This is a genomic window from Moorena producens PAL-8-15-08-1, from assembly GCF_001767235.1.
GTDB classification, from domain to species: Bacteria; Cyanobacteriota; Cyanobacteriia; order Cyanobacteriales; family Coleofasciculaceae; genus Moorena; species Moorena producens_A.
This window is the reverse complement of record NZ_CP017599.1, coordinates 708,061-725,775: the sequence shown is the minus strand read 5'-3', so window position 1 is coordinate 725,775 and position 17,715 is coordinate 708,061. Positions and strand designations below refer to the sequence as shown.

Annotated in this window: 3 protein-coding genes; all 3 read left to right on the top strand. The window is 41.1% G+C overall.

Annotated features, from left to right (window positions below; translation table 11 throughout):
• The first annotated feature begins 1 nt into the window (after position 1).
• The 3 genes from BJP34_RS02895 to BJP34_RS02885 are packed head-to-tail and all read left to right on the top strand — an operon-like array spanning position 2 to position 17,549.
• Positions 2–7,009, top strand: a complete 7,008-nt coding sequence (locus tag BJP34_RS02895) for an SDR family NAD(P)-dependent oxidoreductase (RefSeq protein ID WP_070391037.1) — start codon at positions 2–4, stop codon at positions 7,007–7,009.
• A complete protein-coding gene (locus tag BJP34_RS02890; RefSeq protein WP_070391036.1) occupies positions 7,006–11,676 on the top strand; it encodes a non-ribosomal peptide synthetase in 4,671 nt (1,556 codons plus the stop codon). The genes BJP34_RS02895 and BJP34_RS02890 overlap by 4 nt, the downstream gene beginning before the upstream one ends.
• Positions 11,673–17,549 carry a non-ribosomal peptide synthetase gene (locus BJP34_RS02885; protein ID WP_070391035.1) on the top strand — a complete coding sequence of 1,959 codons (5,877 nt, stop codon included), beginning with the start codon at positions 11,673–11,675 and terminating at the stop codon, positions 17,547–17,549. Before BJP34_RS02890 ends, BJP34_RS02885 begins: the two co-directional genes overlap by 4 nt.
• The last annotated feature ends 166 nt before the right edge of the window (positions 17,550–17,715 follow it).

Genomic DNA, 17,715 nt, shown 5'->3' with positions numbered 1-17,715 from the left:
TATGAAACAAATGCAAATGATAGAAGAATTTTTACTTGAGCTTCGCAACCAAGATATCCAACTTTGGCTTGAAGGAGAGCAACTACACTATAGTGCTCCTGAAGGAAAACTTACACCCACATTGCTGGCTCAACTGCGGGAACGTAAAGCAGAAGTCATCAGCTTTTTGCACACTGCCAAACAATCTGTATACTCACAGCAGTCTCAAATAAAACTTATTGAGCGAAATAACTCCTTACCATTATCATTCGCACAGGAAATGATGTGGTTTTGGCATCAGCTTTTGCCAGATAATCCGTTATACAATTTGCTGGTGAGCCTACAAATAGAAGGTCTGCTCAACGTAACAGTCTTAGAGCAAAGTCTCAACGAAATCATCAGGCGACACGAAAACCTACGCACCTGTTTCCCCTCTGTAGACGGGAAACCCATGCAAGTAATTTATCCTGTTGCCAACATCAATCTGTCAACAGTAGAATTACCATCATCACCAGAACAAACAACTCAACTCAAACAACTAGCTAGCACTGAAGCAGAAAAACCCTTTGACCTAGCCCAAAGCCCCCCGCTGCGTGTCACCCTAGTACGACTCAGCCGAGAAACTCATATATTAATGTTAACCATGCACCACATAATATATGACGGTTGGTCTATAGGCATACTAGCATCGGAACTATGTACATTGTATGAAGCCTACAGTCAAGGAAACCCCTCCCCATTATCAGAACTACCTATTCAATATGCCGACTACGCCCACTGGCAACGACAGAGACTCACAGGAGAGGTATTAGAAAAACATCTGAGCTACTGGAGAGAAAAACTAGCAGGAGTTTCCCCAATATCCCCCCTACCAACAGACCGCCCACGTCCACAAGTGCAAAGCTTCCATGGAGGATTAGAAAAATTTCAACTCAATCAGAACTTGATACAAAAACTCACGCAACTAAGTCAGGAGTCAGGTACAACATTGTTTATGACTGTGTTGAGTGCATTTTTTGTTCTACTCTATCGTTATACTGGAGAGTCTGACTTAATAGTAGGTACAGGAATTGCTAACCGCAACCGAGTCGAAATCGAACCCTTAATTGGTATGTTTACCAACGCCCTTGCACTTCGTTCTCAATGTTCAGATGACTCTAGCTTTACCGAATTCTTAAGTCAAGTCAAACAAACAACTCAAGAAGCCTATAAACATCAGGATTTACCATTTGAAAAGCTAGTAGAGGAACTTTCGCCAGAAAGGAATTTAAGCTATAACCCTCTGGTACAGGTGATATTTAGCTTCATAGATGTACCATCAATGAACTGGGATTTACCAGGATTAAGGGTATTTCAGAGGGAAGAAGGTTTCAACTCTACAATGGATTTAGAAGTGCATCTGTGGGAAGCACTATCCGGTCTAGAAGGCTATTTTGTTTACAACACAGACCTATTTGACAGAGCAACCATCACTGGGATGATGGCACATTTTAAAACTCTACTAAAAGCAATAGTAGCCAACCCCCAACAAAAAATCTCAAAACTTCCCTTAATCACAGCAGCAGAAAAACAGAAAATTCTGCACGAATGGAAAAACACCAAAACAGATTATCCCACAGACAAATGTATTCATCAGTTATTTGAGGAACAGGTCGAAAATAACCCAAATGGAATAGCATTAGTATTTGAACAACAAAAGCTCACCTACTCCCAATTAAACAGAAAAGCTAATCAACTAGCACATTATTTGCAAAATTCGGGAGTAGTTCCAGAAACGCCAGTGGGTATTTGTGTAGAACGTTCCGTAGAGATGGTAGTAGGTTTATTAGCCATACTCAAAGCAGGAGGAGCTTATGTGCCATTAGATTCCAAGAATCTACAGGATTTGCCATCAATTTCAGTAATATTAACCCAAAACCACCTCAAATCAAAAGGGTACACCTATAGCGAGCAAGATGCTCGCGCTACGGTAGCTCAAATTCTGTGTCTAGACACCGAGTGGGAATCAATAGCCAAACAAAATACAGAAAACCCAAACACAGAAACAACAGCCACCAACCTCGCCTACATTCTGAATCAAACCTTAGTAGAACATCAAGCTGTAGCTCAACGTTTACAATGGCTACAAGAAATCTTGACTCTAACTAATCAAGACATTCTGCTGCATAAAACCTCTCTGACTCAAGATGTAGCCCTCCTAGAAATAGGTTTACCTCTAATCAGTGGTGGTAGTGTAGTTATAGCTGCAAATAAGGAGCCAAAAGAATTACAGAAATTAATCGGCCAGCACAAAGTTACCATAGTTCACCTGTATCCATCAGAACTACCTGCCTGGTTAAACACAACTAACCAGGTAGCATTTATGAAAAGTTGGCGATCGCTTCTTTGCAGTGGAGAAACCCTATCAACAGAAATAGCCAACAAATTTCTCCAAAGCTACCCAGTTTCATTACACAACTTCTACAGTCTTCCAGAAGCAGCAGGAGAAATCACCCACTGGTCTTGGTCAGAAAAACCAAAGAGAGAAAAGGTACCCGTAGGCAACCCCGGTCGGTTATCAGTTTATTTACTGGACCAACACCAAAACCCAGTCCCAAAAGGAGTACCAGGAGAAATCTATATCGGAGGTTCCAGTTTAGCCAGAGGTTATATACAGCAACAGACATCACTAGAATTTATCCAACATCCCCAATTAGGTAGACTATTCCCAACAGGAGACATAGGTCGTTATCACAACAAAGGCGATCTAGAAATAGTCGGAGCCAAACAAAGGCAGACATGGATAAAAAGGAAGCGAATAGAACTAGCAGACATAGAAACCGCCCTGTTATCAGCCCCCGGAGTAGAACAAGCTTATGTACTAGCTCATCAAACCTTATTAGTAGCTTATGTAGTGGTTACCGGAGTCTGGAACCCCCAACAATTACACTCCCAAATTCAACAGCAGTTACCCCCATACATGATGCCAGGAGCTTATGTACCTCTGTCGAGCTTACCTTTGACTCACAAAGGAAAAGTAGACGAAGTAGCATTAGGGCATTTCCCAGTAATTGACGATAACGTAGTGCAACGATGGGAAACACAACTAAAGGCAGTGCCAGAAATAGAACAAGTAGCAGTAGTAGTGCAACAGAAAACACTAAAGTTGCCACCATTGCATTTATCAGACTTGCTGCCATCAGAACAAATAAAACTGCCCAATCATGGTGGAACTCCCCTAGTAGAAAAGTCATCTCCAACAACAGAATTACAAACCCAATCAACATCAGGAAACCAAGCCATCAGTGAAGGAGAAGCAATAAAGTGGCCGCCAAATGCACCAACTACTTTAGCACAAGCATTAGAACGAGCAGCTCAAGAGCACGGGGATACCAGTCTGATATATATTCAGTCAGATGGGGAAGTAATCACTCAAACCTATAGTGAGTTGTGGGTAGAAGCTCAAAGAATATTAGGAGGGTTAAGGCAGTTAGGTTTGAAACCTCAAGACAAAGTAATCTTTCAGTTAGAATCAAATCAAGACTTTATCAGTGCATTTTGGGGTTGTGTGTTAGGAGGATTTGTACCAGTACCAGTATCAATACCCCCTAGTTATGACCAATCCCACAGTAGTCTGACCAAACTGCAAAATACTTGGGCTTTGTTAGGACAGCCTTTGATACTCACAGATAGGAAATTAGCTCCATCTGTGCGTGGGTGGTCACAACGTTTGAATTTAGGTAAGTTTGTGGTTGAAACTTTGGAACAATTACGAGGTTTTGAACCAGATCCAAAGATTTACAAAAGTCAACCACAAGACCTAGCAGTTTTGCTCTTAACTTCTGGTAGCACTGGGATACCTAAAGCAGTAATGCAGGAAAACAGCAAGCTATTGAGTATGTCTGCTGGTACAATTGCAATGAACCAATTTTCTAGTCAAGACGTCACCTTGAATTGGATGCCGATGGACCATGTAGGAGCATTGGTACTTCTGAGTATTGTGGCAGTTGACTTAGGATGTCAGCAGATTCATGTACCGACACAATTGATACTGCAAAATCCACTCAAGTGGTTAGATTTAATTGACCGTCATCAAGCCACAATTAGCTGGGCCCCAAATTTTGCATTTACTCTTATTGGCGATCGCCTTTGGCGCGGCGAAGCCGATGGGCGAAGCCCCGCTTTCAGCGATCGCGCAGAAGAAGTTACGAAACAACACTGGGATTTGTCTTCAATGAAATTCTTGGTGAATGGAGGAGAAGTAATCGTTACTAAAACTGCTAGAAACTTTCTAAAACTTTTAAATTATTATGGTTTATCGACAAAAGCTATTCATCCATCTTTCGGAATGTGTGAGACTTGTTCCGGGATTACATTTTCTCATAGTTTTTCTCTGGAATCATCATCTGATGAAGATAAATTTGTTGAACTTGGTCAACCAATTGCGGGGGCATCTTTGAGAATTGTTGATGCAAACCAACAAGTAGTTCGTGAAGGAGTTGTTGGGTCTTTACAGGTAAAAGGCGCATCAGTCACATCAGGTTACTATCAAAATCCCACGGCAAATAAAGAAGCTTTTACAGCAGATGGTTGGTTTAACACAGGAGATTTAGGCTTTCTCAAGAACGGAAGTTTAACTATTACCGGACGACAAAAAGACGTAATTATTATCAACGGGTTAAACTACTACAGCCATGAAATCGAATCAGCCGTAGAAGAATTACCAGGAATAGAAGTTTCTTACACCTGCGCTTGTGCTGTGCGATCAACTAATAGCAATACCGAGAAATTAGGGATATTTTACAATAGTGAAAAAACAGAAAATACAGAGTTATTAGCTTTATTAAAAGCTATCAGAGAACAAGTAATAAACCGCATGGGAATTAATCCAGATTATTTAATCCCCCTAGACAAAGACTTAATTCCCAAAACTTCCATTGGTAAGATTCAACGAACTCAGCTTAGTCAAAGATTTGCCACAGGAGAATTCCAGGAAGTCTTAAAACGGGTAGATTTAATTACCGAAAATACTCAAACAATTCCTGACTGGTTCTATCAAAAAACATGGCAACGCAAACAAGAAAATTATTCGCCACACAAATTAAGCAAATTTGGAGTATTCTTAGTATTTATTGATAAGTTAGGATTAGGTCAACAAGTCTGCCAAAAGTTAGAAAATAATTCTCAAGCTTATGTGCAGATAGAACAAGGAGAAACCTTCGAAAAAATCAATGACAATCACTATATAATTGCTCCAGATGTTCAAGAAGACTATCAACAACTGTACCAATGTCTAGGAGGAGACAATATCCAAATCGGAGCAATTATTCACCTATGGCATTATGATAACTATACGGGTACTGGAGAAATTACTGACACAGAAACTCTAGAAACAGCACAAAAAACCGGTATTTACAGTCTCTTATTACTCCTACAAACCTTTAGTAATCATCAGGAAAATTATCCAGTACGACTACTGTATGTCGCCAGTCATAGTCAATCTCTGAATACCCAAGAAACCATTGCATATCAAAAAGCAACAGTACCAGGTTTGTTGAAAACTATCCCGATGGAAATCCCTCACTGGCATTGTCGGCATCTAGACCTACCACAAGACTCATTAGAAGTCAATAGCAATCGGATACTTGAGGAACTAACTATTGATGCCAAAGATTCAGAAGTAGCTTATCGAGATGGAGAGCGTTGGGTATTAGGTCTGGAGAAAATTGACCTACCTTCCTTACCATTACAACCATTACCATTCAAAACTGGAGGCACTTACCTGATCAGTGGTGGTTTAGGAGGAATTGGTGTTGAAATTGCTAAGTATCTCCTGGAACATTATCAGGCTAAACTATTGCTGTTAGGTCGTACACCCCTACCAGATAGCAACAGTTGGGAAACCTATTTACAGCAAGGAGGTAAGCTAGCACAGAAAATCAAAGCTTACCAACAATTACAAAAACTAGGTGGTGAGGTGATTTACCAAGGGGTAGATATTGGCCATCAAAAAGCAGTGCAGGAGGTAGTACAGCAAACCTTGTCTGGATGGCACGTTCAACAACTGGATGGGGTGATTCATCTAGCAGGGTTGATGCAAGAGCGTTTGCTGAGGGAGGAAACACCAGAAAGTTTAGCTGAGGTGTTACGTCCTAAGCTGATAGGAACTTTGGTATTACATCAATTGGTAGAAAAGCAGCCACAGAGTTTGTTTATCAATTTTTCCTCTATTAATGGTTTCTTTGGTGGCACAACGGTGGGAGCTTATGGAGCAGCTAATAGTTTCTTGGATGCTTTTTATTACTATCAACGTTATCAGAGTCAGTTACAGAGCTATTGTTTAGCTTGGAGTATGTGGGATGAAATGGGGATGAGTCGGGGTTATCAGATGAAGCAGTTAACTCAAGCTAAGGGTTATATAGCTGTGGGATTATCTCAAGGTATGTCTTCACTGTTAGCTGGTTTATGCCATGACCAACCCTACTTAATGGTGGGTTTGGATGGTAGTAATCTTAATATCAGAAGGTTGACTTTTACTTCGGATAGTCTGCAACAATTAACAGCTTACTTTACTACTAACGGTAAAGGTAAACCCAATGTGAGTTTTCTGGAGCTAATGGTACAGGATGCAGTGGGTCAACCTAGTAGTTGTGCTGTGGTAGAGTTGGCAGAAATGCCTTTGACTGAGGGTGGGGAAATTGATATAGCTTTACTTTCTGAGAGTAATTTGGGTCGTTCAACTCAAGAAAGGATAAAGGCCAGGAATGAGACGGAGCGTCAAATTGCTCAAATCTGGCAGGATTTATTAGGGGTATCCCAGGTGGGTATCTATGATAATTTCTTTGAGTTGGGGGGTAATTCACTGTTGGCTACTCAGGTGATTTCTCGCTTGCGTCAGGCTTTGGGGAATGAACTGACCTTACAAGATTTATTTGAGTATCCCACTGTTGCTGGTATAACCCAAAATCTTGAAGTGCTGCGTCAGCTAGCTCAAGATGAAAACACATTCATTTCTGAAACAGATGAAGACTATGAGGAGGAAGCATTATGAAAACAATAGAATTTGTGTCTTACCTGCAAAATCTGGGTGTAAAACTTTGGATAGATGGAGAGCAACTCCGTTATCGTTCTCCGAAGGAAGTAGTAACACCAGAGCTGAAACAGAGTATAGTTGAGCGCAAAGCAGACATCCTAAAGTTGCTTAGGAAAGCCCAGAAAAATAGGCAATCAGATGGAGCTACTTCTATTCAAGCAATTTCTAGGGAACAGGTAATCCCCTTATCCTTTGCACAGCAAAGGCTATGGTTTATTGAAAAAATGGCCTTAAGTAGGAACGCCTACAATGTGCCATTGACCCTACATCTAGTAGGTCAATTGGACTATGTAGCCCTAGAAAAAAGTCTCAACCAAATCATCGCTCGCCATGAAACCCTGAGAACCACCTTCAGTGAAATCAACGGCACACCAGTACAAATAATTCACCCCCCCTTTGAATTAGAACTACCCATAATTGACCTAAGTGGGTTAACACCATCAGAAGCTACCACCAAACTCCAACAACTACTGCAACAAGAAAATGAACAAAGATTCAATCTAGAAGTAGACCCCCCCATACGGGCTCAGTTGTTTCAACTAGGAACAACAGAACACATACTGCAAATTACATTACATCACATAGCTTCCGATGGCTGGTCACTGACAGTATTACCCAAAGAACTCTCAGCTATTTACACTGCCACACTGTTCGACAAACCATCCCCATTACCAGAGCTACCCATACAATATGCCGACTTTGCAGTGTGGCAAAGGAACTACTTACAAGGTCAAACCCTAGAAAGCCAACTAAGTTACTGGAAGCAAAAGCTCCTTGACTTACCTCAACTACAACTACCAACAGATCATCCCCGACCCCCAGTTGAAACTTTTAATGGAGCAGGTATACCCATAAACATACCAGCAGCACTAACATCAAAAGTTAAACAACTGACCCAAAAGCAGGGAACCACCCTATTTATGACCCTGTTAGCAGCCTTCAAAATCTTAATGTCTCGTTACAGTGGTCAAGAAGGTATAGCAGTAGGAACACCGATAGCTAACCGCAACCGCAGTGAAATAGAAGGATTGATAGGTTTCTTTGTGAACTCCCTAGTCATGTACACAGACCTGGGAGGGAACCCTAGTTTCACAGAAGTATTAAACCGAGTTAAACAAACAGCTCTAGAAGCTTATGGTCACCAAGACATACCCTTTGAGAAATTGGTAGAAGAGTTGCAGCTAGAAAGGTCTCTATCGCAAAACCCCTTATTTCAGGTAGTGTTTGCCCTTCAGCAGAGTGAACACATGAAACCATCCTTCAGCCTGCCTAACTTAGAGGTAGAGTTAGGTTGGGAGCGATGGATGGGAGATCAAATGACAGTGCGGATGGACTTAGAGTTACATCTGTGGCTAGAAGGAGAAGAAATCAAAGGATTATGTGCCTATAACCGAGACTTGTTTGAGGCGGAAACAATTAGTCGGATGGTGTCACATTATGAAAACTTGCTCTCAGCAGCAGTAGAGACTCCCGAGGGACCTATTAGCAAGTTGCCATTAATGACAGAGCCAGAGCTAGACCAGATACTGGTGGAGTGGAACAACACGAAAACAGATTACCCAAATGACAAATGTATCCATCAGTTATTTGAGGAGCAGGTAGAGAAAATTCCAGATGCCATAGCAGTAGTATTTGAACAACAAAAGCTGACCTATTCCCAATTAAATAGCAAAGCTAATCAACTAGCCCATTACTTGCAAAAATTGGGAGTAGTTCCAGAAACCTTAGTGGGAATATGTGTAGAGCGTTCAGTAGAGATGGTAGTAGGTTTATTAGCCATACTCAAAGCCGGAGGAGCTTATGTGCCATTAGACCCAAATTATCCAACTTCGCGTCTCAATTACATGGTAGAAGATGCACAAGTATCTATCATCTTGACTCAAGAAAAATGGCAACACGATCTACCATCTACGGCAGCTCAAGTAATATGTTTGGACCGGGAGCTACCAAATACAGCAAGTTCAGAAAACCTAACAGTATCAATAACATCAGAGCATCAGGCATACATGATGTATACCTCCGGCTCCACTGGTCTACCCAAGGGAGTGAACATCAGACATCAAGGAGTAGTGCGACTGGTAAAAAATACCAACTATATTAAGCTCACAGAAGAAGACATATTCCTACAATTAGCACCCATATCCTTTGATGCAGCTACACTGGAAATTTGGGGCAGTATGCTTAACGGAGGAACCCTAGCAGTAATGCCACCCCATCAACCCTCCCTAGCAGAAATAGGAGCAGCAATTAGGGAAAACCAAGTCACGACCCTATGGCTGAGTGCAGGGTTATTCCAACTGATGGTAGAAGAGCAACTGGAAAACTTAAAATCATTAAAGCAACTATTAGCAGGAGGAGACGTCTTATCAGTAACCCATGTGCAGAAAGTATTAGAAAAACTGCCAGGATGTCAATTAATAAATGGTTACGGACCAACAGAAAACACTACATTCACCTGCTGTTTTCAAGTCAAAGCTGATAGTAATCTAGAAAAATCAGTACCCATCGGTAAGCCAATATCCAATACACAAGTATATATTCTGGACTCAAATTTACAACCAGTGCCCATAGGAGTAGCAGGAGAATTACACCTAGGAGGAGATGGTTTAGCCATAGGCTACCACCACCGCCCCGAACTCACAGCCGAAAAATTTATTCCCAACCCTTTTGAGAACTCAAAATTATATAAGACGGGAGATTTGGCTCGCTACTTAGGGGATGGCAACATCGAATTTATAGGTAGAATAGACCACCAAGTAAAAATCCGGGGATATCGCATCGAAACAGGAGAAATAGAAGCAGTTATCAATTCATACCCCATCGTTAAAGAAACGGTAGTCTTAGCAACAGAAGACAACCCAGGAGACAAACGCCTGGTAGCATACATAGTACCAGAAACCCAAACCACAACCACCTCCAACCGAGAACTATCAGAAACCCAAGTAGACAGTTGGCAAGATATATTCAATCAACAAATATACGACCAGCTCAGTGAAGTAACTGACCCTCTATTCAACACTAGAGGATGGATCAGCAACTATGATAACCAGCCCATACCAGTAGAGCAAATGCGCATCTGGGCAGGGGATATTGTCACTCAAGTATTAGCGCAGAAACCAGAGAGTGTGTGGGAAATAGGTTGTGGCACAGGAATGCTGCTATTTCAAATCGCACCCCAGACACAAAACTATTATGGGACAGATATCTCCAAGGTCTCATTAGAATACATCAAACAACAAATAGAACAGCAACCAGACAAATATAGTCATGTCTCCTTAGCACAGAAACGAGCTGAAGACATGGCTGATATAGCTCCTAACAGTTTCGATGTCGTACTGCTTTCTTCCATAGTCCAGTATTTCCCGAGTGTGGAATATCTGTTACAAGTAATAGAAAATAGTATCAGGGTAGTCAAACCAGGAGGAATGATTTTCCTAGGGGATATCCGCAGTTGGCCATTAATGAAAGCCTTTCACAGTTCAGTGCAACTGTATCAAGCAACTCCCTCACTTTCAGTAGAACAACTCAAGCCAAAGATAGACAGACAAATGGAGCAGGAGAAAGAGTTGTTAGTGTCACCAGAGTTGTTTGTAGCTCTCAAAGAAAAACACCCAGAAATAACTCATGTACAAATCCGTTTACAGAGGGGAACAGAACACAATGAACTGAATAAATATCGCTACAGCGTACTATTGCATATAGAGGCACAACCAGGAAAAGTAATAACACCGACTGTAGAAAGTGGGGCAGGTATGAGTTATGAAAAGATAGAAGCATATCTGCAGCAAAAGCAGCCAGAATCAATTTGTTTTAGTGGTATAGTAAATGGTAGATTGGCAAATGAAGTAGATTTACTGGAGTTACTATCACAGCCAGAAGCCAAACAGAATGTACAGCAGTTGAGGCAGCTTTTAGAGTCAAAGGCAGTAAATGGCATAGACCCAGAGAGGTTATATGAACTGAGTTCAGCTTTAGGGTATAGCTTAGAGTTGTGTTGGTCTGCAGAAGGAAGAGGAGAATTGATGGATGGGGTATTTGTGCGCAGTGAGTTAGCCAAAGAAGGGATAGTGTTAACACCCCTAACTCAAAAATCGGTGGTAGCAGGTAACTGGCATAATTATGGGAATAATCCGTTGAGTTCCCAGTTGAGAAACCAACTGATACCAGAGTTGAGAGAGTATCTGGAGTCGCGGTTGCCAGAGTATATGGTGCCATCGGGGTTGATGGTGTTGTCGCAACTGCCTCTGACTCCCAATGGCAAAGTAGACCGTAAGGCTTTGCCTGACCTGGATGTGGCCAGTAGTGTGTCAACGGAGTATGTGGCTCCCCAGACACAGACACAGAAGGTATTAGCAGAGATTTGGGCAGAAGTGTTGGGTATAGAACAGGTGGGAATACACGATAACTTCTTTGATTTGGGTGGTCATTCTTTGATGGCAACGAAGGTTGTGTCTCGGCTGCGAAATACTGTTCAAGTGGAGTTACCTATCAGTAGGTTATTTGAAAATCCTACTATCAAACAATTAGGCGCTGATATTGATGCCATAGATGACAACGCATTTTTAGCAGAACGACTAGAAACAATTTCTAACAATCAAGAAAAATTAGAGGAAATCGAACTATGAAAACATTAAAGAAATTTTTAGAGAATCTGGCTAATCAAAATGTCAAATTATGGCTTGAAGGTGAACGCTTGCGTTGTAAAGCTCCAGAGGGAGTATTGACATCAGAGCTACGGACTCAATTAAGCAATCATAAGCAGGAAATTATTACTTTTTTACAACAAGCTAATTTAAAGAGAGAATTCAAGGAAAACTTAATTAAGCCTATTGAGCGAAATGGCAACCCCTCACCATTATCATACGCACAACAAAGGCTATGGTTTATTGAAAAAATGGCCTTGAGTAGCAATGCCTACAATATGCCATTAACCCTACATCTGGTAGGTCAATTGGACTATGTAGCCCTAGAAAAAAGTCTCAACCAAATCATCGCTCGCCATGAAACCCTGAGAACTACCTTCAGTGAAATCAACGGCACACCAGTACAAATAATTCAACCCCCCTTTGAATTAGAACTACCCATAATTGACCTAAGTGAGTTAACACCATCAGAAGCTACCACCAAACTCCAACAACTACTCCAACAAGAAAATGAACAAAGATTCAATCTAGAAGTAGACCCTCCCATACGGGCTCAGTTGTATCAATTAGGAACAACAGAACACATACTGCAAATCACATTACATCACATAGCTTCCGATGGCTGGTCACTGACAGTATTACCCAAAGAACTCTCAGCTATTTACACTGCCACACTGGAAGACCAACCATCCCCATTACCCTCACTACCGATACAATATGCCGACTTTGCAGTGTGGCAAAGGAACTACTTACAAGGTGAAACCCTCTTTAGCCAACTAAGTTACTGGAAGCAAAAGCTCCTTGACTTACCTCAACTACAACTACCCACAGACCATCCCCGACCAGCAGTTGAAACTTTTAATGGAGCAGGTATACCCATAAACATACCAGCAGCACTAACATCAAAAGTTAAACAACTCACCCAAAAGCAGGGAACCACCCTATTTATGACCCTGTTAGCAGCCTTCAAAATCTTACTGTCTCGTTACAGTGGTCAAGAAAGTATAGCAGTAGGAACACCGATAGCCAACCGCAACCGCAGTGAAATAGAAGGGTTGATAGGTTTCTTTGTCAACTCCCTAGTCATGTACACAGACCTGGGAGGGAACCCTAGTTTCACAGAAGTATTAAACCGAGTGAAACAAACAGCCCTAGAAGCTTATGGTCACCAAGACATACCCTTTGAGAAATTGGTAGAAGAGTTGCAGCCAGAAAGGTCTCTATCGCAAAACCCCTTGTTTCAGGTAGTGTTTGCCCTTCAGCAGGAGGAAATCTTCAAACCATCCTATAGCTTGCCTAACTTAGAGGTAGGTTTGTATGAAGGGGCACGAGCTAAGATGACAGTGCGAATGGACTTAGAGTTACATCTGTGGGTAGAAGGAGAAGAAATCAAAGGATTTTGTGCTTACAACCGAGACTTGTTTGAAGCAGAAACTATGAGCAGGATGCTGTCACATTACCAAAACTTGCTCTCAGCAGCAGTAGAGACTCCCGAGGGACCTATTAGCCAGTTGCCATTAATGACAGAGCCAGAGTTAGACCAAATACTGGTGGAGTGGAACAACACGAAAACAGATTACCCAACAGACAAATGTATCCATCAATTATTTCAGGAACAAGTCCAGAAAACCCCAGATGCAGTAGCAGTAGTATTTGAACAACAAAAGCTGACCTACTCCCAATTAAATAGCAAAGCTAATCAACTAGCCCATTACTTGCAAAAATTGGGAGTAGTTCCAGAAACCCTAGTGGGAATATGTGTAGAGCGTTCAGTAGAGATGGTAGTAGGTTTATTAGCCATACTCAAAGCCGGAGGAGCTTATGTGCCATTAGACCCAAATTATCCAACTTCGCGTCTCAATTACATGGTAGAAGATGCACAAGTATCTATCATCTTGACTCAAGAAAAATGGCAACACGATCTACCATCTACGGCAGCTCAAGTAATATGTTTGGACCGGGAGCTACCAAATACAGCAAGTTCAGAAAACCTAACAGTATCAATAACATCAGAGCATCAGGCATACATGATGTATACCTCCGGCTCCACTGGTCTACCCAAGGGAGTGAACATCAGACATCAAGGAGTAGTGCGACTGGTAAAAAATACCAACTATATTAAGCTCACAGAAGAAGACATATTCCTACAATTAGCACCCATATCCTTTGATGCAGCTACACTGGAAATTTGGGGCAGTATGCTTAACGGAGGAACCCTAGCAGTAATGCCACCCCATCAACCCTCCCTAGCAGAAATAGGAGCAGCAATTAGGGAAAACCAAGTCACGACCCTATGGCTGAGTGCAGGGTTATTCCAACTGATGGTAGAAGAGCAACTGGAAAACTTAAAATCATTAAAGCAACTATTAGCAGGAGGAGACGTCTTATCAGTAACCCATGTGCAGAAAGTATTAGAAAAACTGCCAGGATGTCAATTAATAAATGGTTACGGACCAACAGAAAACACTACATTCACCTGCTGTTTTCAAGTCAAAGCTGATAGTAATCTAGAAAAATCAGTACCCATCGGTAAGCCAATATCCAATACACAAGTATATATTCTGGACTCAAATTTACAACCAGTGCCCATAGGAGTAGCAGGAGAATTACACCTAGGAGGAGATGGTTTAGCCATAGGCTACCACCACCGCCCCGAACTCACAGCCGAAAAATTTATTCCCAACCCTTTTGAGAACTCAAAATTATATAAGACGGGAGATTTGGCTCGCTACTTAGGGGATGGCAACATCGAATTTATAGGTAGAATAGACCACCAAGTAAAAATCCGGGGATATCGCATCGAAACAGGAGAAATAGAAGCAGTTATCAATTCATACCCCATCGTTAAAGAAACGGTAGTCTTAGCAACAGAAGACAACCCAGGAGACAAACGCCTGGTAGCATACATAGTACCAGAAACCCAAACCACAACCACCTCCAACCGAGAACTATCAGAAACCCAAGTAGACAGTTGGCAAGATATATTCAATCAACAAATATACGACCAGCTCAGTGAAGTAACTGACCCTCTATTCAACACTAGAGGATGGATCAGCAACTATGATAACCAGCCCATACCAGTAGAGCAAATGCGCATCTGGGCAGGGGATATTGTCACTCAAGTATTAGCGCAGAAACCAGAGAGTGTGTGGGAAATAGGTTGTGGCACAGGAATGCTGCTATTTCAAATCGCACCCCAGACACAAAACTATTATGGGACAGATATCTCCAAGGTCTCATTAGAATACATCAAACAACAAATAGAACAGCAACCAGACAAATATAGTCATGTCTCCTTAGCACAGAAACGAGCTGAAGACATGGCTGATATAGCTCCTAACAGTTTCGATGTCGTACTGCTTTCTTCCATAGTCCAGTATTTCCCGAGTGTGGAATATCTGTTACAAGTAATAGAAAATAGTATCAGGGTAGTCAAACCAGGAGGAATGATTTTCCTAGGGGATATCCGCAGTTGGCCATTAATGAAAGCCTTTCACAGTTCAGTGCAACTGTATCAAGCAACTCCCTCACTTTCAGTAGAACAACTCAAGCCAAAGATAGACAGACAAATGGAGCAGGAGAAAGAGTTGTTAGTGTCACCAGAGTTGTTTGTAGCTCTCAAAGAAAAACACCCAGAAATAACTCATGTACAAATCCGTTTACAGAGAGGAACAGAACACAATGAACTGAATAAATATCGCTACAGCGTACTGTTGCATATAGAGGCACAACCAGGAAAAGTAATAACACCGACTGTAGAAAGTGGAGCGGCTCTGAGTGCTCAGGAGATAGAAACTTATCTGCGAGACAAAGAGCCAGAATCAATTTGCTTTAGTGGTTTAGTCAATGGCAGAGTAGCTAATGATGTAGAGTTGGTAGAGTTGCTATCACAGCCAGAATCAAAACAGAATGTGCAGCAGTTGAGGCAGTTTTTACAGGAGAAGCTAGTCAATGGCATCGACCCAGAGAGGCTACATCAACTGAGCTCGGATAATGGGTATTCTCTAGAGTTGTGTTGGTCTGCTCAGGGAGGTCCGGAATTGATGGATGGAGTATTTGTGCGCAGTGAGTTAGCCAAAGAAGGGATAGTGTTAACACCCCTAACTCAAAAATCGGTGGTAGCAAGTAACTGGAATAATTATGGGAATAATCCGTTGAGTTCCCAGTTGAGAAACCAACTGATACCAGAGTTGAGAGAGTATTTGGAGTCGCGGTTGCCAGAGTATATGGTGCCATCGGGGTTGATAGCGTTGTCGCAATTGCCTCTAACTCCCAATGGCAAGGTAGATCGTAAGGCATTGCCTGTACCGGATGTAACCAGTAGTGTCTCAACGGAGTATGTGGCTCCACAGACGGAGACAGAGAAGCTGTTAGCAGAGATTTGGCAAGAAGTGTTGGGAATAGAAAAAGTGGGAATATATGATAACTTTTTTGATTTGGGAGGTCATTCTCTAACCGCAGTCAAATTAGTTTCTAAGATATCCACAAATTTAAACATTAGTCTCTCAGTAAAAACTTTATTATTACACCCAATAATTGCTGAGTTAAGTAATATTATGACGGAACTAATACAAAATAAAAATGTTTCTCAAGAGCCAAGCTATCAATCAATTAATAATGAAGCTCAGGAAACATTAAATGAGGAAGTTGTACAAACCAAAAAATCTGACTATATACAATTAGAATCTCGCTCTTTGTTATCTTTATTTGCTGTGGGGAAAATTCCTCCTGTCGATGCTGCCGCCTTAGGTTGTTTAGGAGAATACGATCCAGCAATGTTTAGTTTTAGTCGAGATTATATTATTGAAAATATCTTTGAAAATCTTCCTTTTTGGGCAATTATTAAACAGACTAATTGGGGTCGAATTGCACTAATAGGTTTGCCTCGATTTATTTCTGATTTATATAGCAATCAAGATGATACAGTACAGGTAATTATTGAAGCATTAGAAATGGCTGGAAGAATTGGTGCTAAGTTTGTTTCTTTGACTGGCTTAATTCCTTCTGCTACTGATTATGGTTTGGCAATTACCAAGGCAATTGCTAATCGTCATGATTTGCCAAAAATTACGACTGGACATAGAACAACTGGTGCTGCTGTTGTACTTACTATTAAGAAGATATGTGAGCAAGGTGGGCGAGATTTAAGTACAGAAAAAGTAGGATTTATTGGCTTAGGTTCTGTGGGAATGAATGTGTTGCCGTTAATGTTGAAATGCTTACCACATCCTCAAGAAATTACTCTTTGTGATGTTTATAGTAAGTTTGAATTTTTGGATAATATTAAACAAGATTTAGTCCAAAAATTTGGTTTTAAAGGTCAGATAAATTTGGCATTATCAAAAACAACAGTTCCCGAAAAAATTTACGACTCTACTTTAATTGTTGGAGCTACAAATGTCGCAAATGTATTAGATATTATTCAGGTTAAGCCTGGTACACTAATTGTTGATGATTCTGGTCCTCATTGTTTTTCAGTGGAGCAAGCTATTCAGCGTTTTCAGGAACGGGAAGATATTTTGTTTAGTGAGGGTGGAATGTTGCGATCGCCATATCCTATGAAAACAACAATCCATTTACCACCCTCTGTAGAAAATATATTGAATAATGCTCAAAAGTCATCAATTTTTTCAAATCCTTTTAATATCATGGGTTGTGCTTTTTCTGGTTTACTCTCATCTCAGTTCGAGCAACTGGAGCCTACTGTAGGAATTTGCGATGGAGAACAGTCTGAATTACATTACCAAATTTTGCAAGAATTAGAATTTGAAGCAGGCGATCTACATTGTGAACATTATGTACTTCCAGCAAAATCAATAGCCAATTTTAGACAGCGTTTTGGCAAAGATTTGTAAGGATTTAGGTGATAGCAATCGCTGGTGAAGTCTGCGATCTTCGATCGCAGACTTCATAATAATAATGATTATTTTTATTCGGTAGTCCTGCATAGTAATGGTCAAGTACAAATTGTGTTATTATAGTGATTGTTCCATATAGCTCCAATATGATTACTTAATTTTT

Bases quoted from the DNA above. Each gene is read 5' to 3' on its own strand.
- BJP34_RS02895 (WP_070391037.1), top strand. From the start codon at position 2: ATGAAACAAATGCAAATGATAGAAGAATTTTTACTTGAGCTTCGCAAC.
- BJP34_RS02890 (WP_070391036.1), top strand. From the start codon at position 7,006: ATGAAAACAATAGAATTTGTGTCTTACCTGCAAAATCTGGGTGTAAAA.
- BJP34_RS02885 (WP_070391035.1), top strand. From the start codon at position 11,673: ATGAAAACATTAAAGAAATTTTTAGAGAATCTGGCTAATCAAAATGTC.